We start from the raw sequence: 19,384 nt of genomic DNA, 5'->3' as shown, positions 1-19,384 counted from the left end.
TTTGACTAGCGGGGGGGCTCATGATCGACACGGCGATCACCGTCGAAGGCGCGGAGAAGACGTACGGCGACAAGAAGGCGCTGGACGGGCTCGACCTGACGGTCGCGCGCGGCACGGTGCACGGGGTGCTCGGCCCGAACGGCGCGGGCAAGACCACCCTGGTGAGGATCCTGTCCACCCTGCTGCGGCCGGACGCGGGCCGGGTCCGGGTCGCGGGGCACGACGTGGTGCGCGAGGCGTACGCCGTGCGGTCGCGCATCGGCCTGCTCGGCCAGCACGCCGCGCTCGACGAGGAGCTCGGGGGCCGGCAGAACCTGGAGCTTTTCGGCCGGCTGCACCACCTGGGCACCAGAGGGGCACGCGCGCGTGCCGGTGAGCTCCTGGAGCGCTTCGGCCTGGCCGGCACCGGCCGCAAAGCGGTTAGGCGGTACAGCGGTGGCATGCGGCGCCGTCTGGACCTCGCCGCCTCCCTGATCACCGAGCCGGAGGTGCTGTTCCTGGACGAACCCACCACCGGACTCGACCCGCGCGGCCGCGCCGAGGTGTGGGCCTCCGTGCGCTCCCTGACCGACGGCGGTACGACGGTCCTGCTCACCACCCAGTACCTGGAGGAGGCCGACCAGCTCGCCGACCGCGTCTCGGTCGTGGACGCCGGCCGGGTCATCGCCGAGGGCACGCCGGACGAGCTGAAGGCGCGGACGGGCGGCGATCGCATCGACGTGGTCCTGCGCGACGCCGGCCGACTCGGCGCGGCCGTCGCCCTGCTGCCCCTCACCGGGGTCAGCGTGGATGCCGACCGCCGGCTGCTGAGCGCCCCGGTCACCGACCGCATGGAGGCGCTCTTCGGAGTCGTACGGGCCCTCGAGGAGGCCGGGATCGAGGCGGAGGACGTCGCTCTGCGCCGTCCGACGCTGGACGAGGTGTTCCTGCACATCACCGGAGACGACCGCCGGGTGAAGGAGGCCGCGTGAGCGCCCACGCACTGACCGACTCCTGGACCATGACCCGCCGCGAACTGGCCCGCTGGGGACGACAGCCGGCGCAGCTGGTCGTCGGCCTGGTCTTCCCGGTGATGCTGCTGCTGATGTTCGGCTACCTGGTCGGCGGCGGCCGGGGCGTGAGCGGCGCGTACCGCGACTACCTGATCCCCGGCATGCTCGCGCTCACCATGGCCTTCGGCCTGGAGGGCACGATGCTCGCCGTCACACAGGACCTCGGCAAGGGCGTGATCGACCGCTTCCGGTCGATGCCGATGGCCGACGGGGCCGTGCTGGTGGGCCGTTCGGCCGCCGACATGCTCCAGTCCGCGCTGGCCCTGGCCGTGCTCATCGGCGTGGGCGCCGCGCTCGGCTGGCGGCCGGGAGGAGGCCCGGTGGCCCTCCTCCAAGCCGTGGGACTGCTGCTCCTGTTCCGGTTCGCCATGCTGTGGATCGGCATCCACCTGGCGCTGGTGGCCGGGAAACCGGAGATGGTCCAGGCCGTGCAGATCCTGGTCTGGCCGGTCGGCTTCCTCTCCAACGCCCTGGCCACGCCCGGCTCCATGCCCGGCTGGCTGGGCACGGCCGTCGAGTGGAACCCGATGTCCCACACGGCCACCGCCGTACGGGACCTGTTCGACGTGCCCGGCACGCAGTCCGGGCACGTCTGGGCGGCGGTCGTCTGGCCCCTGGCGCTGCTGGCGGTGTTCTTCCCGCTGGCGGTGCGCAGGTTCGCCCGCCTGAGCCGTTAGTGGTGGAAGCCGGTCGCCGCGCCCTTGTCCTCGGTCAGCGGGCGCGGCTGCCGGCGCAGGTCCGGCAGCAGCCGTTCCAGGTCCTCGGCGAGCAGGTCGGCGAGGTCGGCGGAAAAGCCGTTGCGGCACACCACCCGCAGCACGGACAGGTCCTGACGGTTCTCCGGGAAGGTGTAAGCGGGCACCAGCCAGCCGTGCTCGCGCAGCCGCCGCGACACGTCGAAGACGTCGTACGCCGTGACGTCCGGCGCGGTCGTGAAGGCGAACACCGGCAGTTCGTCGCCCCGGGTCAGCAGCCGGAAGTCACCGAGCGCCGCCACCCGCGCGGACAGCTTCACGGCCACGTCCCGCGCGGCCTGCTGGACGACCCGGTAGCCCTCCCGGCCCAGCCGCAGGAACGTGTAGTACTGCGCCACGACCTGCGCGCCCGGCCGGGAGAAGTTCAGGGCGAACGTCGGCATGTCCCCGCCCAGGTAGTTCACCCGGAAGACCAGCTCCTCGGGCAGCGCGTCCGCGTCCCGCCACAGCGCCCAGCCGACGCCCGGGTAGACCAGCCCGTACTTGTGCCCCGAGGTGTTGATCGACGCCACCCTCGGCAGCCGGAAGTCCCACACCAGGTCCTCGTCGAGGAACGGCGCGACCATGGCGCCCGACGCCCCGTCGACATGCACGGGGATGTCGAGCCCGGTCCGCTCGTGCAGCGCGTCCAGCGCGGCGCACAGCTCGGCGATCGGCTCGTAGGAGCCGTCGAAGGTGGAGCCGAGGATGCCGACGACCCCGATGGTGTTCTCGTCGCACAGCTCGGCGGCGGCCCGCGGGTCGAGGTGGAAGCGCTCGCCCTCCATGGGCACCAGCCGGGCCTCCACCTCCCAGAAATTGCAGAACTTCTCCCAGCAGACCTGCACGTTGACGCCCATCACCAGATTGGGCCGGGCCCCGGGGTAGCGGTCGGCGTTGCGTTTCGCCCAGCGCCGCTTCAGCGCCATGCCGGCGAGCATGCACGCCTCGCTCGACCCGGTCGTCGAGCACCCGACGGCGGTCGCCGGGTCGGGCGCGTTCCACAGGTCGGCGAGCATCGCCACGCAGCGCCGCTCCAGCTCGGCGGTGCGCGGGTACTCGTCCTTGTCGATCATGTTCTTGTCCCGGCACTCCGCCATCAGCACCCCCGCCTCGGGTTCCATCCAGGTGGTGACGAAGGTGGCGAGGTTCAGCCGCGCGTTGCCGTCGAGCATCAGCTCGTCGCGCACCAGCTGGTGGGCGGTCGCCGGGGCCATGGGCTGGTCCGGGAGCCGGTGGGTGGGCGGGGCCTCGGCCATGTCGCCGAGCGGGTTGGCCGGGCCGTAGAAGGGGTTGACGGACAGACGGCGTTCGCCGGGCCGGGGGGATCCTTCGTGAAGCGGCATGGGTGCCTCCGGGGGGTGGGGTCGAGAGGGGACGGCTTCAGCGGACGGGGGTGCCGTCCTCCCGCAGCTGCATCTGCGGCCGGCCGGTCACCAGCAGCCAGGCCCCGAGCGAGGCGACGCAGAGCAGGGCGAGGATCCCGGGCTCGGCGACCAGGACCGCGGCGACGAAGAGGCTCACCCAGCCCTGCCGGGTGATCGCCAGCAGCATCCCGAGCACCCCGGCCGAGACGCCCACCGAGGCATGCACCCCGGGCACCAGGGCGTGGGCGCACAGACCGAGGGCGGTGCCGATGAACACGGCCGGGAAGATGCGCCCGCCGCGGAACCCCGAGGACGCGGCGACCAGCAGCGCGGCCAGCTTCACCAGGGTCAGCAGGGCGTACTCCCCGGCCGAGCGGCCGTCCGGGTCGCGGGCCAGCTCGGCGATCTCGTCGAGCCCCTTGAACAGCGTCAGGTGTCCGCCCAGGGCCGCGAGGGCGCCAAGCACGGCACCGCCGGCCGGGAGCATCAGCATCGGGTGCCGCAACCGCCGGAACGCCCCGTGCACGTACGGGAGCGCCCGCACGGCGCACATGCCGAGCAGCGCGCCCACGCAGGCGACCACGACCATCGCCAGCAGGTCGGCCCAGCCGGGGCGCCCGAAGGACGGCAGGTCCAGGTCGAAGCTCGGGTGTTCCAGCAGGGAGGCGGTCAGCGCGCCGGCCGCTGCGGCGGTCAGCGGCGCGAAGAGGTTGTCCCAGAGCAGGCCGCGCGTCTCCTGCCGGGCCAGCACCTCGGAGATCACCAGGGCGGCCGCCACGGGCGTGCCGAACAGCGCCCCGAGCGTCGCCGCCTCCGCCAGGGCCGGCCAGATCCGGCCCGGCGCGCGCGGCACGGCCCGGCCGCCCAGCCAGACCGCCAGCCCGACGTTCACGGCGATGATCGGGTTCTCCGGACCGAGGCTGGGCCCGCCGGCCAGCATCAGCACGGTCGCCAGCAGCAGCCCCGGCAGCACGGCGGGCGGCAGGACGGGTGCGTCCAGACCGACGGTCGCCGGGTCCGGGCCCGCGTGTCCGGGCGCCTTCCACACCACCAGACCGACCGCGACGCCGGTCCCGACGAGCATCACGAACATCCACGTCACGGAGTACCGGCCGACGCCGAGCGCGTCCGGCACGGTCTGCCAGAGCACGTCCTGGAGCTCCTCGGCGGCGGCACTGACCCCCACCAGGATCAGGCTGGAGATCACCCCCACGGCGAGGGCGGGCAGGATCGCCGGGAGCAGGGCGCGCGCGGGAGTCGACGGGGTGACGGAGGATGCCCGCTCTTCGGTGTCCTGGACCACGGGCCCACGATAAGCGGATCAAACGGTACAAACGGGAAACACGCTTGCACCTCACGCGGCGTGAGGCCCGACCGTGGAGCACGGAAGAAGAAGGGAGCGGTAGTGAGCTACTCCGTAGGACAGGTCGCGGGCTTCGCCGGCGTCACGGTGCGCACGCTGCACCACTACGACGACATCGGCCTGCTCGTCCCGAGCGAACGCAGCCCGGCGGGACACCGGCGTTACAGTGACGCCGACCTCGACCGGTTGCAGCAGATCCTGTTCTACCGGGAGCTCGGCTTTCCGCTCGACGAGGTCGCCGCCCTGCTCGACGACCCGGACGCGGACCCGCGCGCACACCTGCGCCGGCAGCACGAACTGCTGACCGCCCGGATCGAGAAGCTGCGGAAGATGGCGGCGGCCGTGGAGCAGGCCATGGAGGCACGCACGATGGGACTCAACCTCACGCCCGAGGAGAAGTTCGAGGTCTTCGGGGACAACGACCCGGAGCAGTACGACGAGGAGGTGCGGGAACGCTGGGGCGGCACCGAGGAGTACGCCGAGTCGCAGCGCCGCACCGCGAGCTACACGAAGGAGGACTGGCAGCGCATCCAGGCCGAGGCCGCCGACTGGGGCGAGCGCTACGTCGCCCTGATGGCGGCGGGCGAGCCACCCACCGGCGAGGCGGCCATGGCCCTGGCCGAGGAGCACCGGCAGCACATCTGCGCGTCGTTCTACGAGTGCTCCTACGAACTGCACCGCTGCCTCGGCGAGATGTACGTCTCCGACGAGCGCTTCACGGCGTTCTACGACGCCATGCGCCCGGGGCTCGCCGAGCACCTGCGGGACGCGATCGTGGCGAACGCGGACCGCCACAGCGCCGGGTAAGGGTCACGCAAAAGGGAGAGCGCTTAAGTTGCGGACATCCGCCCGCCTCTTTCCCGTCCTGCGCCGAGGGGCCGATCGCCGGTCAATTTACTTATAAGTTGAGGCCGGACGAGCGTGTTAGCTTCGAACGCCTTGACGACGGGACTCGTGCGGCAGAGCTGTCTTCCAGCGTGTGCCGAGGGGTGTGACCGTCGGCAAAGCGGGGGGAGCGCTGATGGCGAGTCACGGGACGGATCACGGGAAAGAGGCGAGCCCGCAGGCCCGAAGAGCGAACGGCGCGCAGTCGGTGGCGAGCGTCGCCCGCCAGCACACCGGGCTGCTGCTCACGGGCGTGCTGCTCGGATTGCTGGGAGTGGCCGCCTCCCTCACCCAGCCCTGGGCCATCGGCAACCTGATCGAGGCGGCGGGCGCGGGAGCCTCGATGCGAGGCCCCGTCGTCCAGCTCGTCGGCCTCTTCTGCGCGGGCGCGCTCTTCTCCGCCCTCCAGGCCTACGTCATCGGGCGGGCCGGGGAGAACATCGTCTTCGACGTCCGCGAGATCCTGGTCGGGCGGCTTCTGCGCGCCGATCTCACGGCGTTCGGGAGGGAATCCCAGGGCGACATCTTCACCCGCACCGTCACCGACACCTCACTGGCGAGGATCGCCCTGGCCCAGAGCCTCGCCCAGCTGATCGTCAGCGGCGCCACCGTCATCGGCGGTGTCGTGCTGATGTGCCTCACCGATCTGTGGCTGACGGCCATCACCATGAGCTGCCTGGCGGTCGCCGGTGTCCTGTCCGTCACCCTCGCGCGGAAGCTGCGCAAGGCCGCTCTGCGCAACCGCGACGACACGGGGGCCTTCGCCGCCGGCATCCAGCGCGTGCTGTCCGCGCTGCCCACCGTGAAGGCCTCCCGCGCCGAGTCCCGTGAGGCCGCGCGCATCGGCGAGCTGGCCGGCATGACACGGCGCTCGGGCATCCGGGTCAACGCCTTCAACGCCCTGCTGATGCCGTCCATGAACGTCGGGACCCAGGGCGCCCTGGCCGTCGTCGTGGGCGTCGGGATGGCCTGGGTGGCCCGCGGCGAGATGGACATGGCCAGTCTGACCACGTTCATCATGTACCTGTTCCAGCTGGTGTCCCCGCTGGTCATGCTCTTCATGGGGGTGGGCCAGCTCGTCCAGGGCCGGGCCGCCATCCAGCGCGTGGACGAACTCGCGCGCCTTCCCCAGGAGGACGACGTCCCGGCCGGTGCGGCGGGCACCGCGCCCCTCGCGCAACTGGCCCCGCATGGGCCGGCGGTGGAGTTCCATGACGTCCGCTTCGCCTACCGGCGGGGCCGGGAGGCGGAGCGGACGCAGGTCCTCGACGGTGTCTCGTTCAGCGTGCCCACGCGCGGCCTGACGGCGGTGGTCGGACCGTCGGGCGCGGGCAAGACCACCCTGTTCCAGCTGATCGAACGCTTCTACCCGGTGGACGGCGGACAGGTCCGGCTCGGCGGGCGGAACGTCCAGGCGCTTCCCCTCGACACCGTCCGGGGGCTGGTGGGCTACGTCCAGCAGGACAGCACGGCCCTGCGCGGCACCATCCGGGAGAACCTGACCTACGCCCATCCGCACGCCGGTGAGGACGCCATCCGGGAAGCGATGGAGATGGCCGGACTCGCCTCGGTGATCGCCCGGCTCCCGCACGGCCTCGACACCGAACTCGGCGACCAGGGCAGCGGGTTGTCCGGAGGGCAGCGCCAACGCCTGTGCATCGCCCGCACACTGCTCCAGCGGCCCGCGGTCATGCTGCTCGACGAGGCCACCTCCAACCTGGACTCCGACTCCGAGCGGGACTTCCGAGAGGTGCTGCGCCGGGTCTCCCGGCGGTGCGCGGTCATCGCCATCGCCCACCGCATCTCCACGGTGATCGACGCCGAACAGATCGTGGTGATGGAGGCAGGCAGGGTCCGGGCCGTCGGCGTGCACCGGGACCTGATGGAGCGCGACGAGCTCTACCGGCGCCTGGCCGGCTCCCAGCTGCATGCCGGGCCCGGCCCCGCCGCCCCGGCGACTCGCCCCGGGCCGGGGGAAGCGTGGGCTCCCGCGCCCGCGCCCCCCGTCGCCGCCGGCCGGTCGCCGTTCACCGGGTTCGCCGAGCAGACGTTGCGGCTTCGGCCCGTCGACAGTGAGGAGCAGCGGTGAGCACCACCGACGTCGCCATCGTGGGCACCGGACCCAACGGCCTCGCGGCCGGTGTCGTCCTGGCCCGGGCCGGTCTGCGCGTGGAGCTGCACGAGGCGGCCGAGACCATCGGGGGAGGGCTGCGCACCGCTTCGCTCTTCGACTCCGACGTGGTGCACGACCTCTGCTCCGCCGTCCACCCCATGGCCGCCGCCTCCGCGTTCTTCCGGGCCTTCGATCTGCCGGCCCGCGGGGTCGAGCTCCTTCAGCCCGAGATCAGTTACGCCCATCCGCTGGACGGGGGGCGCGCCGCCCTGGCCTACCGGTCCCTGGAGCGGACCTGCGAGCACCTGGGCGCCGACGGGCCCCGGTGGCGCCGGCTGATGGGGCCGCTGCTCGACCACAGCGCGGCGGTCGTCGACCTCGTCCTCTCCGGGCAGCGCCGGCTGCCGCGCGACCCCGTGGCGGCCGTGCTGCTGGCGGGCCGGGTGGCCCTGCACGCGGGTCCGCTCGGCGCGGCGCGCTTCCGGGGCGAGGAGGCGCCCGCCCTGCTCACCGGTGTCGCCGCGCACGCGCTCGGCAAGCTGCCGAGCGTGGCGTCCGCCGGGGTGGCCATGCTGCTGGGCCACCTGGCCCACGGGACCGGGTGGCCGCTGCCGCGCGGTGGCAGCGGCCGGATCGCACAGGCGCTGGCCGACGACATCACGGCGCACGGCGGCGTCTTCCACACCGGGCACCACGTGGCCGACCTGGCCGAACTGCGCGGGGCCCGCGCGGTGTTGCTCGATACCAGCCCCAAGGGTGTGCTGGCCCTCGCGGGCGACCGGCTGCCGGCCGGCTACGCGCGCGCTCTGCGGCGGTTCCGCTACGGCCCGGGCGCCGCCAAGGTCGACTTCCTGGTCTCCGAGCCGATCCCCTGGGCCGACCCGGCGGTGGGCCGTGCCGGAACGGTGCATCTGGGCGGCACGCACGCGGAGATGGTGCGCCAGGAGACGGCGAACGCCCGCGGTGAGCGCACCGAGGAGCCGTTCGTCCTCGTGGTGGACCCGGCGGTGGCCGACCCCGGGCGGGCCCTGCCGGGCAAGCGCCCCGTGTGGGCGTACGCGCACGTGCCCCACGGCGACCCCACCGACCCCTACGACCTGGTCCGGGCACGGATCGAGCGGTACGCCCCGGGGTTCTCGGACACCGTGGTCGCCCACCGTTCCGTCGCCGCCGCGGAGTACGAGGCGTACAACCCCAACTACGTGGGCGGGGACATCGGTTCGGGAGCGATGACGCTCTACCAGAGCATCGCGCGGCCCGTACCGCGCCTGGACCCCTACCGCACGCCGCTGCCGGGCGTCTTCCTGTGCTCCTCGGCCACCCCGCCGGGTCCCAGTGTGCACGGAATGTCTGGATACCTGTCCGCTCTTTCCGCTCTCCGTCATTGTTTCGGGATATATGATGCGCCCGACTTGACGTTCGACCCGTCGACACTCGAATTCGGACGCCCCGGCTAATCGGGAGCCCCGCTGATCTGCCATGTCCTTCAACTCTCGCTGCCGCAACCCGATGTGACGAATTCGGCCCGGAAAATCGATGGATCCGTTGATAACCGGTTTGGTACGGTGGAGGTAACGAAGGCCGCCCCACCGGCCCCGTTGAGGCGTTACCGCTGATGTTTGACCAATCACGCGGGTGGTCGCGGTCCTTCCGCGACCGATGCAGCCGGCATCTTGTTGTACCCGGTTCCAGCTCCTCGGCTTCATGGCGCTCCCATCGGTAAGGCAGTGGGGACAGCATGAGGGGGAATATCTGTGGATACCGGAGTCGACGACATAGGCTACGGCAGACAGTTCGATGGCTGGTACGACCGGCTCATCCCGGACGACAGACTCACCGCGGAGGCCGTCGCGGGACTGCGCGACCGCCATCCCGCTCCCGAACTGGGAACCCTTGAATTCGGAGTCGGCACCGGGCGGATCGCCATCCCGCTCTCCCGGAGCGTCGGCCAGGTGACCGGCGTGGACTCCTCACCCGAGATGCTGGACGCGCTGCGCGTCAAGCTGAAGGACGGCGGGGACGTCACCCCGGTGCACGGGGACATCCGCTCCTACACCTCGGAATCCCGCTACGGAATGGTGTATTCCGTATGTGCGACCCTGTCCTGCCTCACCACCGCCGAGGACCAGCAGCGGGCCGTCCGGCGCGCCGCCGACCTCCTGGTCCCCGGCGGCCGGCTGGTGATCGAGACGCACAACAAGCCGGCGATCGTGCGACTGCACGAAGGCCTGGCCCGCACCTCGTACTTCGTGCCCTACCCGGAGCCCGGGACCGGTGTGCAGACCCACTCCACCCTGCTGGACGGCGGTCTGTGGCAGTGCTCGCACATCCTGTACCAGAGTGACGGCGCCACCCGGGTCGGCAGTGAACTCACCCGGCTGACCACCCCGGACGACGTCGACGGCTACGCCCGCGCGGCCGGTCTTGAGCCCGAGTCCCGCATGTCCCGCTGGGACGGCACCCCCTACAGCGAGCAGGCACCCCTGTTCATCTGCTGCTACCTCAAGCGCTGAGCGCACCAGACACTGCACACGGTTGGCCATAAGGGGGTTGCACATGGGGCGTCCGCCAGTACTTCCGGTGGACAAGAAACTCGGCCTGGTGGTCCGGGTGATGAGCGGTGACCTGACAGCGGCGGAGGCCGCACGGGAAGCAGGAGTCTCCGAACAGTCGGTATCGAACTGGCGGAGACAGTTTATTGAGGGTGGCCGTAACGGCCTGGCCGGCGAAGGCGGAAAAGACACCGAGGAAGCATCCCGGATGGCCGAACTGGCCAAAGAAAACGCGATGCTGAAGACAACGATCGGTGAACTCTACCTGGAACTGCGCAAGTACGGCCGCAGTGCCGCCCTCCGTCCGCCGCAGCCCCGGGGCAGAGTCCGCCCGGGACGGCTGGTCAATTAACTCATTAATTGAGCCCGGGATCTCCTGTTAGTGTTTCGGGCAGACAGTCACTCCACATCACGGGGGAGGGAATGTGGCGTCTCTGGAACGCCAGTTTACCGTCGGTATTGCTGGATTGGCCGGCGCAAGCCTTCTGACCGGTGCGGTAACCCGATTCACCGGTGCGCGCGAGCGTGCGCGGCGTTATCAGGTGCACGAAAGGCCGGACGGCAGCCTCGTCGAGGTCGACGTCCATATTCCTCCGCAGGCGCAGCGAGCCGTTCTGCTGGACAACGGAATGGGCGCACCCCAGGAATACTGGGACTGGGTCTGCCGCGCGCTTCCCGCGGACATGGGATACGTACGCTTCAACCGCCCCGGCTATGGGCTCAGCACCCCGGGCACCCGCTACGGCCTCGAGGCGCATTTCGAGCTGTTGCAGGAACTGCGCGAGACCTACATCGACGACCTTCCCGTCGTGCTGGCGGGGCACTCCCTGGGCGGGTATTTCGTGGCGGCCTACGCGTCGCTGCACCCGGGCGCGGTGCGGGGCGTGACCCATGTGGTGATGATCGACGCCACCGAGGTGGTCAGCCTGCGCCATGCCCGCCGCACCGACGTCGACCGCTGGTCCCACCAGCGGATGATGATGGAGCAGGTGTTCGCCGCCACGGGACTTTCGGTCTTCCGCCCGGCCATGAACACGCACCAGCAGTACCGTCCGGAGATCAACCGGAGCCACCGGGCGTTCCTGGCCACCCCGCGCAACTGGGCCACGGCCCACCGGGAGTACCGCGACGCCCAGACCTACCCGGAACTGACCCGCCTGGACTGCCCGTTGACCGTCATCACGGCGGAGAACAACATCGGCGACAACACCCTGCACGCCGGGATCCAGGCCAGGCTGGCCGTCATCTCCGAGCGCAGCCGGCATCACTTCGTGGCCGGCTCGGACCACGAGTCCCTGCTCTCGGTGCGCAAGCACGCCGAAGAGGTGACGGAACTGATCACCGGCGAACCGCCCTCCGAGTCGCTCGGGGAGTCGTGGCGGCCGTCCACCACGGCACGCCGGATCGTCGGCGAGGCCGCCGTGCGGGAAGAGGAACCGGCGTGATCCCGAAGATGGACACCGAGCGTGTGAAGACCGCAGCCGTCACGACGTCACTGGCCGCATGGCTGGTCGCCACGGCCGTGGCACAGATCCCCGAGCAGCGCTTCGACGGCCTGCTGCGGCGCGGGAAGCTGCGCATCCCCACCCCGAACTGGCGCTTCTTCGGGCCCAACCCGGGCGTCAAGGACAACCACCTGCTATACCGCGACATCACGGCCGGAAAGCCCGGTGAGTGGACGGAGGTCCCGATCGTCCAGGACCGGCCGTGGTACGCGCTGGCCTGGAACGCCCGCAACCGGAGCCCGAAGGCCCTGTTCGACGCGACCCAGCACGCCCTCGCCCACGCGGTCGCCTTCGGATCGGCGGTCCTCCCCGTGACGACCGCCTCCGGATACCGGCTGCTCGGGCGCTACATCCAGCTGCACCTGCCGCACGCCGAGGGCGCCACGCACAGCCAGTTCATGCTGCTGCACTCGTACCCCACCAGCCCGCAGGACCGGCAGATCGAACCCGTCTTCGTCTCCATGGAATTCCCCCTTGACGGAGACGTCACCCCCGCCGAGGCACCGTCGCGCATCCCCGCGTGAACGAGCGGCCCGAGCCTTTCGACCGGAAGCCGCGAGCTCACTCGGCACCCTCGTGCCGCGTGAGTCCGCGCCCTCCCGCCGAACGGCCGGAGAACTGTTCCGCGCATCACCGACAGGAAGAGGACAACCATGTCTGTTGTGGCTGATTTCGCCAACACCGAGCTGGCTGACGTGACTCCGGGCCGTATCGGCAACGACGCGACCCCGACCATGCTCACCCCGCTGGCCGCCCTCGCCACCCCGGAGGGTGTCGCGGTGACCGCCGCGACCGCCTACGCGCTGAACGAGGTCACGAACGACCTCGCCGGCTGACCGACGGGCCCTCAGGCGACGCTGACCGGCATCGCCGGCTCCGTCCTGTGAAAGCGGCGGCACGGTACGCCCGATACGCATACCGTGCCGCCGTTCGCCGTATCAACCGTACTCGCATCACACCGTCGGGAGCACCCATCCATGTTCCTCAGCGCTCCGCCCGAGGTCACGGCACGCCGAGTGGCTTCGCTGGGCACGTTGGTCTCCGCACTGGAAATGCTGAGCCAGTCGCGCAAGTTCGAAGAGGGCGAAATGCTGAGCGGCCAGGTGGCCAACATGCGCCCCAGGTTCGCCAAGCGCTTTCCCCGGCTGACGCGCGCCCTGGAGTCCAAGAAGGCGGCCGTCGCCCTGTACGGGGTGCAGGCGGGTGCCTCCGCCGCGACGCTGATCTGGGCCCACAAGCGCGGCGTGCGTACGGCGGGCAGTGCCGTCCTGGCGGTGACGGGCGCGGCCGGGCGGCTGCGCACCCCCTTCGGCGGGGACGGCGCCGACCAGCTCCAGCAGGTGATCAACATCGTCCTCGCCTCGACCGGCACCTTCAAGGACGGTGACAAGGCCCGCGACGTGGCCATGCGGGCCCTCGCGCTGGAGACGACCATCTCCTATGTCGCGTCCGGCGTGGTCAAGCTCGTCTCCCCGGTGTGGCTCAGCGGAGAGGCGTTCAACGGGGTCATCCGTACGCGCAACTACGGTGACCAGCGCGTGTACCGGCTGGTGCACAAGTACCCCACCGTGGGCAAGCTCGTGACCTGGGGGACGGTCGCCGCGGAGGTCTCCTTCCCGCTGGTCTTCGTCCTGCCCAAGCCCGCGGCGAAGGCGTTCCTCGGCTCGATGACGCTGTTCCACCTCGGCATCGGGCAGTTCATGGGCCTCAACCGTTTCGTGCTGGCCTTCGGCGCCACCCACCCGGCGCTCCTGTACGTCTTCGCCGAGAGCGACAAGCGGGCGGAACTGGCCGGCAAGACCGTCACGGCCCTCGCCCCCGCCGCGAACGCCGCCAGGTAGCGGGCGGACGCGAGGCTGACGAGGAACGGCAGCGAGGGCGGACGAGCGGGTACGGCGGCCGGATTCCCGGCAGGCACGCGGCGGGTCTCCGGCTACCGTCGGCAGCGCCCGTGTCACGCCATGTGCGCGTCCTCGATCACCACCGCCGTGCCGTACGCGCACACCTCGGTGCCCACGTCCGCCGCCTCCGTCACGTCGAAGCGGAACGCCAGGACGCAGTTGGCGCCCCGTGCGCGTGCCTGTTCGACCAGTCGCTCCATGGCCTGGTTGCGGGTCTGCACGAGGGTCTTGGTGAGCCCGCGCAGCTCGCCGCCGACCATCGACTTCAGCCCGGCGCCGATCTGGCTCCCCAGGTGCCGGGAGCGCACGGTCAGGCCGAAGACCTCACCGATCACCTCGCGCACGTGGTAGCCGGGAACGTCGTTCGTGGTGACGACGAGGACGTCGGGCCGGGGGCCCTGTCCACCGCCGTATTCATCGATGCCCATGGTCCACAGCTTTGCCCGGGACGGCCCACGGTGCATCCTGAGTACCCCCATGGAACCCGGGCCGGGACGGCTGCGTTGATACTTTGAGGCAGCCAGCCCCGCCCGTCCCCCACTGCAGCAGGAGCCACATCCCCGTGACCACGCTTGCGCTCGGCCCCGAGTGGCTCAGCCCGGACTACCTGATCTCGACGTTCAGCCTGCCCGGGATCCTGCTCATCGTCTTCGCGGAGTCCGGTCTCTTCGCCTTCCTGCCCGGCGACTCCCTGCTGTTCACGGCCGGCCTCTTCGTGGCCGAGGGCACCTACATCAGCCAGCCGCTGTGGCTGGTCTGCACCCTGATCGTGCTGGCCGCCGTCCTCGGCGACCAAGTGGGCTACATGATCGGCAAGTTCCTGGGCCCGAAGCTCTTCAGCCGTCCCAACTCCAAGCTCTTCAAGCAGGAGAACCTGGACAAGGCCCACGAGTTCATGGAGAAGTACGGTCCCAAGGCGATCGTGCTGGCCCGCTTCGTGCCCATCGTGCGCACCTTCGCCCCCATCGTGGCCGGCGCCGGCCGCATGAAGTACCGCACGTTCCTCACGTACAACGTCATCGGCGGCGTCGCCTGGGGCACCGGCGTCACCCTCGCGGGCTACTGGCTCGGCCAGATCGACTTCATCAAGAAGAACGTCGAGCCGATCCTCGTGCTGATCGTCCTGCTCTCCGTCGTGCCGATCATCTTCGAGTACCTGCGGGACCGCTCGAAGAAGAAGCGCGCCGCGGCGCAGGCTCCCGCGGAGCGGCAGCAGCCCCCCGCCATGGACGACGCCACCACCCAGCTGCGCCGCATCACCCCGCAGGACCAGCCGCCCCACCAGCAGCCGCAGCAGCCCCCGTACGGCCGGCAGAACGGCCACCAGGAGCAGCAGTACTACGGCCAGTACCCGCAGACCCCGGGCTACGGCCACCCCCAGCAGCAGGGCGGCGGTCACCAGCAGGGGTACGGCCATCAGCAGCAGGGCTACGGTCAGCAGCAGGGCGGCGGTCACCGGCAGCAGGGCTACGGCCATCAGCAGGGCGGTCACCAGCAGCCGTACAACGGCGGTTACTGAACCGCGAACGTCCCCCGCCGGTCCGCGGCCGCCCGCGCCATCAGAAGCCCCTGGTGCGCTTGGCGGCCCTTCGCTTCTCCGCGGACCCGATGCGCAGGAACATCCGGGAGATCTCGGAACCCAGGTTCACCCCGATGGCGATGGCCATGGCGAGCGCCACCGCCTTGGACAGCGACACCAGCCCTTCGTCGATCTCGTTCTGCGCGATGGCCAGCAGCCCGAAGTAGGTCGCCGAACCCGGCAGCAGAGGCCCGATCGCCGCCGTCGTGTACGGCAGGGCGGAGGCGAACTGGTACCGGGACAGCAACTGCCCGAACAGCCCCACCAGCCCCGCGGCCGCCGCCGTGGACGCCACCGGCGAGATGTCCCCCACGTAGTGCATCGCGCCGTACACGATCCACGCGACACCGCCGTTCAGGGTCACCCACACCACGGTGGATCGTTCCTGCTGGAGCAGGACCGCGAACGCCAGGGACAGCAGCATCGACGCCCCGATCATCATCACCGGGTCGTCAGAGGCGCCGAGCGCCTGGTCCGGGTTGAGCCGCGCTCCCAGCTGCACGCCGAAGTACAGCACCAGCAGCACACCCGCGACGATGCCGACGAAGAAGTACAGGACCTCCAGCAGACGCGCGGACGCGGTGATGTAGAAGCCCGTCAGCCCGTCCTGCACCCCCGCCACCAGGGCCCGCCCGGGCAGCAGCGCGAACAGCCCACCGGTGATGACCGCGGAGGCCTTCACGTCGACATGGCCCAGCGTCAGCGCGACCCCGATCGCGGCCGGCGGCATCGCGGCCACCGTGAACTGGTAGAACTCCGGCAGCCCGCGCCCCGCGCACAGCCACGCCAGCCGGTCACCGAGCATCGCGCCCAGCGCCGCCGCGACGAACACGACCACGTCACCGCCCACCAGGACGGAGGCCGCGCCCGCCAGCAGGCCGCTCGCCCCGGTCAGCGCCCAGCCGGGGTAGGGGTGCCGGTTACGGCGGATCTCCGCCAGCCGCCGGTAGGCCTCCTCCAGGGAGACCGCCGTCTCGTCGTCGCTGAGGTCGTCCACCAGCTGGTAGACGGCCGCGAGCCGCGTGTAGTCGGTGCCCCGGCGGCGCACGGTGCGGGACGCCGTGACGGGGTCCTCGACCAGGGACGGCTGGTACGAGATGGCCAGCAGCGTGAAGGTGACGTTGGGCTCGCAGCGGTCCAGGCCGTAGGACCGGCAGACGGCGAACATCGCCGCCTCCACGTCCTCGGCGCCCTCACCGCCCGCCAGCAGCAACTCGCCGATACGCAACGTCAGGTCGAGCACGCGCGGCACCGCGGGCCCGCTCTCATCGCCGCCGCGCTGGATCGTCTCCGGCGCCGGCCGGTCCGCCACCGGCATGCGCAGCATCGTGCGCATCCGGTCCTGCCAGGGCACGTCCTTGGTCAGACTGACCACGGGGATCCCGCTCGGCGGTGTGAAGGCCGTCGGAGGGTGCTTCGCGCTGTACGTGCTCGGCGGGGTGAACGCCGACCCCTCCTGCTCCACCGCGGGCGCCGCATGGACGTCCAGCCCCTGCGGCACCGCGAACTCGGAGGTCGTCTCGGACTCCGTACCGGCCGCTCTGTGCAGGGCCAGACCCTCGGGGATCGCGAACTCCGACGTCGTCGACATGTCCCCGTCGACGCCGGTCCCGGCCGGAGGCAGGAAGGCGCTCCTGGCCTCGTCCGACTTCGGCTTGCGGTCCTCCGCGTCCATCACTGCCTGGCGCTCCCTGTACGACACGTCAGCCTCGTACCCCCCACAGGCTCAGTATGCGCACAGACGGACGAACGGGCCGCACACGCAGGCGTGCGGCCCGTGAGCATCAAGGGGAGGGGGTCAGTGACCGCCCTGGTCCTTGAATCGCTTGTAGGACCGCTCGATCTCGGCCTCGGCCTCGGTGCGGCCCACCCAGTCGGCGCCCTCGACCGACTTGCCCGGCTCCAGGTCCTTGTAGACCTCGAAGAAGTGCTGGATCTCCAGGCGGTCGAACTCCGACACGTGGTGGATGTCCCGCAGGTGCTCCACGCGCGGGTCCGTCGACGGCACGCACAGCAGCTTGTCGTCGCCGCCGGCCTCGTCCGTCATGCGGAACATGCCGATCGCGCGGCAGCGGATCAGGCAGCCCGGGAACGTCGGCTCGTCGAGGATGACCAGCGCGTCCAGCGGGTCGCCGTCCTCGCCGAGGGTGTTCTCGACGAAGCCGTAGTCGGTCGGGTAGGCGGTCGAGGTGAAGAGTCGCCGGTCCAGGCGGATACGACCGGTCTCGTGGTCCACCTCGTACTTGTTGCGCGAACCCTTCGGAATCTCGATCGTGACGTCGAACTCCACCGGTGGCTCCTCCATGATCAACACATAGTTCTGGTGATTAAGTGTCCCTCACGCAGGTGTGTGATCGCGAAAGGGGCTGGTGGTCGTGCCAGAGCTGAGGCCTTGGCGGGCCGCGAGACCGCATGTGGTGCGGCTCGCGGATGCCGTACGACCGCGCCTGGCCCGGGCCGCAGCGGCCACGAAACCACGACTCGCCCGGCTCGCACCAGCCGGGAAACCGCAGGTCGCGCAGGTCACACGGCCCTGGCAGTACACCGCGGGGGCCGCCACCGCCGGTCTCGCACTGGCGGCCGGTGTGGTGACCGCCGCCGGTCCCTGGGACTCCTCGGGTCAGCGTACGGCCGAGCGGGAGCGGGCAGTGGCCCTGGGCCGCCCGGGTGGCACAGATCACGGCAGCGCCCCCGGTGCGCCCGGCCGGCCCCGGCCCGCCCCCAGCGCCGGACCGGTGCTGACCGGCCTCGGCGGCGTCAGCACCGTGAAGTCCGCCCCGGACGGCAAAGCCCTCACCGACGCCCTCACCCCGCTGCTGAAGGACCCGGCCCTCGGCCCCCGGCCCGCCGGGGCGGTCGTCGACGTCACCACCGGCAGGCGCCTGTTCGGCAGGGCCCCGGACACCGCGCTCACCCCGGCCTCCACCACGAAGGTCGCCACGGCCGTCGCCGCGCTGTCCGCGATGGGCCTCGACCACCGCCTCACCACCCGCGCCGCGCTGGAACCCGACACGAAGGAAGTCGTCCTGGTCGGCGGCGGCGATCCCACGCTCACGGCCCGCGAGAAGGCCGGGGACTCGGCGAGCCTGCGCACCCTGGCCGCCTCCACGGCCGCCGCCCTCGCCGACCGTGGCGTCCGCGAGGTGACCCTGTCCTACGACACGACCCTCTACGCGGGCGACGAAATGCACCCGATCGGGGTCGACGGCAACCTCGCCCGCGTCACCCCCCTGATGGCCGACGAGGGCCGCACCGACGACTCGACCAGCGGCCCGGTCGACCGCGTCGAGGACCCGGCGGCGGACGCGGCCCGCCGGTTCGGCGACTTCCTGAAGTCCCACGGCGTCAAGGCCACGGCCCCCGGCCCCTCCAAGGCCACGACACGCGCCCAGACCCTCGCCTCGGTCTCCTCGCCCCCGCTGTCCGCCCTCGTCGAGCGCATGCTGACCAACAGCGACAACGACATCGCCGAGGCCCTGGCCCGTCAGACCGCGATCGCCACGGGTGGCCGGGCCGACTTCGCCGGCGCCGGGAAAGCCGTCAGCGCGCGGCTGCGCAAGCTGGGCCTGCCCCTGAAGGGCGCCGCCTTCAAGGACGGCAGCGGCCTGAACCGCGCCGACCGGCTGTCCCCCGGCCTGCTCACCGCGCTGCTCGCCAAGGCGGCCGACCCCTCCCACCCCGAGCTCCGCCCGGCCCTCACCGGCCTGCCCGTCGCCGGCTTCACCGGCACCCTGACCGGCCGCTACGCGGACGGGGCGGCCGGCGTCGTCCGCGCCAAGACCGGCACCCTCTCGGGCGTCCACGCCCTCGCGGGCACCCTGGTCGACGAGGACGGCCGCCTGCTGGCCTTCGCGTTCATGGCCGCCGACACGGACCCGGGCCGCCGGGCGGCGACCCAGCAGGCCCTGGACCGCATCGCCACGGCCCTGGCGGCATGCGGCTGCGGGTGACGGCGACCCGGCCCCCGACTCCCCACGGCACACCCACCGACCGCCCGGCCGTCGCCGCCTGACCGTCCGGCCCCCGGCGCTCCGGCTACCGCGTCATCCCGGCCACGTCTGCCCGGGCCCGGCCCTGGCGACCACTTCCGCCGGTGGCCCAGCAGGCCATCGGCTGCGCCCGGCTGTCCGGCCGTCGCCCGTCAGCCCGACCACTGGCTGCCCGGCGTCGCTGCTTGGCCGTCCGGCCACCGGCCATCAGTGGCCCGGCTGCCGGAGTGAGCCCGGCCACGTCTGTCCGGGCCCGGCCCTGGCGACCACTTCCGCCGGTGGCCCAGCAGGCCATCGGCTGCGCCCGGCTGTCCGGCCGTCGCCCGTCAGCCCGACCACTGGCT

Annotated in this window: 18 protein-coding genes; 13 read left to right on the top strand and 5 right to left on the bottom strand. The window is 71.5% G+C overall.

Annotation, left to right across the window (positions count from 1 at the left end; all coding sequences use genetic code 11):
* The first annotated feature begins 20 nt into the window (after positions 1-20).
* Both AC0665_RS13810 and AC0665_RS13805 read left to right on the top strand, forming a co-directional pair.
* On the top strand, positions 21-971 hold the full coding sequence (locus AC0665_RS13810) for an ATP-binding cassette domain-containing protein (protein ID WP_478705061.1): 951 nt from the start codon (positions 21-23) through the stop codon (positions 969-971).
* Positions 968-1,729, top strand: a complete 762-nt coding sequence (locus AC0665_RS13805) for an ABC transporter permease (RefSeq protein WP_478705060.1) — start codon at positions 968-970, stop codon at positions 1,727-1,729. Before AC0665_RS13810 ends, AC0665_RS13805 begins: the two co-directional genes overlap by 4 nt.
* On the opposite strand, the gene gad is transcribed toward AC0665_RS13805, so the two are convergent.
* Together gad and AC0665_RS13795 are read right to left on the bottom strand one after the other, a co-directional pair.
* Positions 1,726-3,132 (bottom strand): glutamate decarboxylase, encoded by a 1,407-nt coding sequence (gene gad, locus AC0665_RS13800; RefSeq protein WP_478705059.1) that lies wholly within the window; start codon positions 3,130-3,132, stop codon positions 1,726-1,728. The two genes, AC0665_RS13805 and gad, sit on opposite strands and share 4 nt — an antisense overlap.
* Positions 3,133-3,169: 37 nt before the next feature.
* A complete protein-coding gene (locus AC0665_RS13795; RefSeq protein ID WP_478705058.1) occupies positions 3,170-4,456 on the bottom strand; it encodes an ion channel protein in 1,287 nt (428 codons plus the stop codon).
* A gap of 102 nt (positions 4,457-4,558) precedes the next feature.
* Here AC0665_RS13795 and AC0665_RS13790 point away from each other — a divergent pair, with 102 nt between their 5' ends.
* From AC0665_RS13790 to AC0665_RS13750, 9 genes are all read left to right on the top strand, one after another.
* Positions 4,559-5,323 carry a MerR family transcriptional regulator gene (locus AC0665_RS13790; protein WP_468408624.1) on the top strand — a complete coding sequence of 255 codons (765 nt, stop codon included), beginning with the start codon at positions 4,559-4,561 and terminating at the stop codon, positions 5,321-5,323.
* Between the two features lie 214 nt (positions 5,324-5,537).
* Positions 5,538-7,490 carry an ABC transporter ATP-binding protein gene (locus tag AC0665_RS13785; protein WP_478705057.1) on the top strand — a complete coding sequence of 651 codons (1,953 nt, stop codon included), beginning with the start codon at positions 5,538-5,540 and terminating at the stop codon, positions 7,488-7,490.
* Complete coding sequence (locus tag AC0665_RS13780; RefSeq protein ID WP_478603547.1) at positions 7,487-8,971, top strand: phytoene desaturase family protein; 1,485 nt, start codon at positions 7,487-7,489, stop codon at positions 8,969-8,971. Before AC0665_RS13785 ends, AC0665_RS13780 begins: the two co-directional genes overlap by 4 nt.
* A gap of 297 nt (positions 8,972-9,268) precedes the next feature.
* The gene (locus AC0665_RS13775; RefSeq protein ID WP_478705056.1) at positions 9,269-10,027 is read left to right on the top strand and encodes a class I SAM-dependent methyltransferase; all 759 of its coding nucleotides are present in this window, start codon (positions 9,269-9,271) and stop codon (positions 10,025-10,027) included.
* Positions 10,028-10,094: 67 nt separating this feature from the next.
* Positions 10,095-10,418, top strand: coding sequence for a helix-turn-helix domain-containing protein (locus AC0665_RS13770; RefSeq protein ID WP_363117602.1), 324 nt, complete (start codon positions 10,095-10,097; stop codon positions 10,416-10,418).
* A 73-nt stretch (positions 10,419-10,491) separates the two neighbouring features.
* The gene (locus tag AC0665_RS13765) at positions 10,492-11,511 is read left to right on the top strand and encodes an alpha/beta fold hydrolase (RefSeq protein ID WP_478705055.1); all 1,020 of its coding nucleotides are present in this window, start codon (positions 10,492-10,494) and stop codon (positions 11,509-11,511) included.
* Complete coding sequence (locus AC0665_RS13760) at positions 11,508-12,095, top strand: hypothetical protein (RefSeq protein ID WP_363117604.1); 588 nt, start codon at positions 11,508-11,510, stop codon at positions 12,093-12,095. The genes AC0665_RS13765 and AC0665_RS13760 overlap by 4 nt, the downstream gene beginning before the upstream one ends.
* Positions 12,096-12,224: 129 nt before the next feature.
* Positions 12,225-12,407: a linaridin family RiPP gene (locus AC0665_RS13755; protein WP_099046143.1), complete on the top strand. Its 183-nt coding sequence runs from the start codon at positions 12,225-12,227 to the stop codon at positions 12,405-12,407.
* 141 nt (positions 12,408-12,548) lie between these two features.
* Entirely contained in the window at positions 12,549-13,412 is an 864-nt protein-coding gene (locus AC0665_RS13750) for a hypothetical protein (RefSeq protein ID WP_478705054.1), read from the top strand.
* Between the two features lie 113 nt (positions 13,413-13,525).
* On the opposite strand, the gene AC0665_RS13745 is transcribed toward AC0665_RS13750, so the two are convergent.
* Complete coding sequence (locus AC0665_RS13745; RefSeq protein WP_363117606.1) at positions 13,526-13,900, bottom strand: YbjQ family protein; 375 nt, start codon at positions 13,898-13,900, stop codon at positions 13,526-13,528.
* Positions 13,901-14,034: 134 nt separating this feature from the next.
* Between AC0665_RS13745 and AC0665_RS13740 the strand changes: the two genes are divergently transcribed.
* On the top strand, positions 14,035-14,991 hold the full coding sequence (locus tag AC0665_RS13740) for a DedA family protein (protein WP_478705053.1): 957 nt from the start codon (positions 14,035-14,037) through the stop codon (positions 14,989-14,991).
* A 40-nt stretch (positions 14,992-15,031) separates the two neighbouring features.
* Here AC0665_RS13740 and AC0665_RS13735 read toward each other — a convergent pair whose 3' ends face one another.
* On the bottom strand, positions 15,032-16,729 hold the full coding sequence (locus AC0665_RS13735; protein ID WP_363117700.1) for a threonine/serine exporter family protein: 1,698 nt from the start codon (positions 16,727-16,729) through the stop codon (positions 15,032-15,034).
* Between the two features lie 120 nt (positions 16,730-16,849).
* Positions 16,850-17,341 (bottom strand): inorganic diphosphatase, encoded by a 492-nt coding sequence (locus AC0665_RS13730; RefSeq protein ID WP_003975424.1) that lies wholly within the window; start codon positions 17,339-17,341, stop codon positions 16,850-16,852.
* A 79-nt stretch (positions 17,342-17,420) separates the two neighbouring features.
* Between AC0665_RS13730 and dacB the strand changes: the two genes are divergently transcribed.
* Positions 17,421-19,001 (top strand): D-alanyl-D-alanine carboxypeptidase/D-alanyl-D-alanine endopeptidase, encoded by a 1,581-nt coding sequence (gene dacB / locus AC0665_RS13725; protein ID WP_478705052.1) that lies wholly within the window; start codon positions 17,421-17,423, stop codon positions 18,999-19,001.
* Positions 19,002-19,384: the final 383 nt, after the last annotated feature.

The organism is Streptomyces sp. NPDC043685 (assembly GCF_056436585.1).
Note: the sequence above shows the minus strand (reverse complement) of the source record. Positions and strands in the feature narration are given on the sequence as shown.

Coding starts and splice junctions, on each gene's coding strand:
- AC0665_RS13810 (WP_478705061.1), top strand. CDS start 21: ATGATCGACACGGCGATCACCGTCGAAGGCGCGGAGAAGACGTACGGC.
- gad (WP_478705059.1), bottom strand. CDS start 3,132: ATGCCGCTTCACGAAGGATCCCCCCGGCCCGGCGAACGCCGTCTGTCC.
- AC0665_RS13785 (WP_478705057.1), top strand. CDS start 5,538: ATGGCGAGTCACGGGACGGATCACGGGAAAGAGGCGAGCCCGCAGGCC.
- AC0665_RS13755 (WP_099046143.1), top strand. CDS start 12,225: ATGTCTGTTGTGGCTGATTTCGCCAACACCGAGCTGGCTGACGTGACT.
- AC0665_RS13750 (WP_478705054.1), top strand. CDS start 12,549: ATGTTCCTCAGCGCTCCGCCCGAGGTCACGGCACGCCGAGTGGCTTCG.
- AC0665_RS13745 (WP_363117606.1), bottom strand. CDS start 13,900: ATGGGCATCGATGAATACGGCGGTGGACAGGGCCCCCGGCCCGACGTC.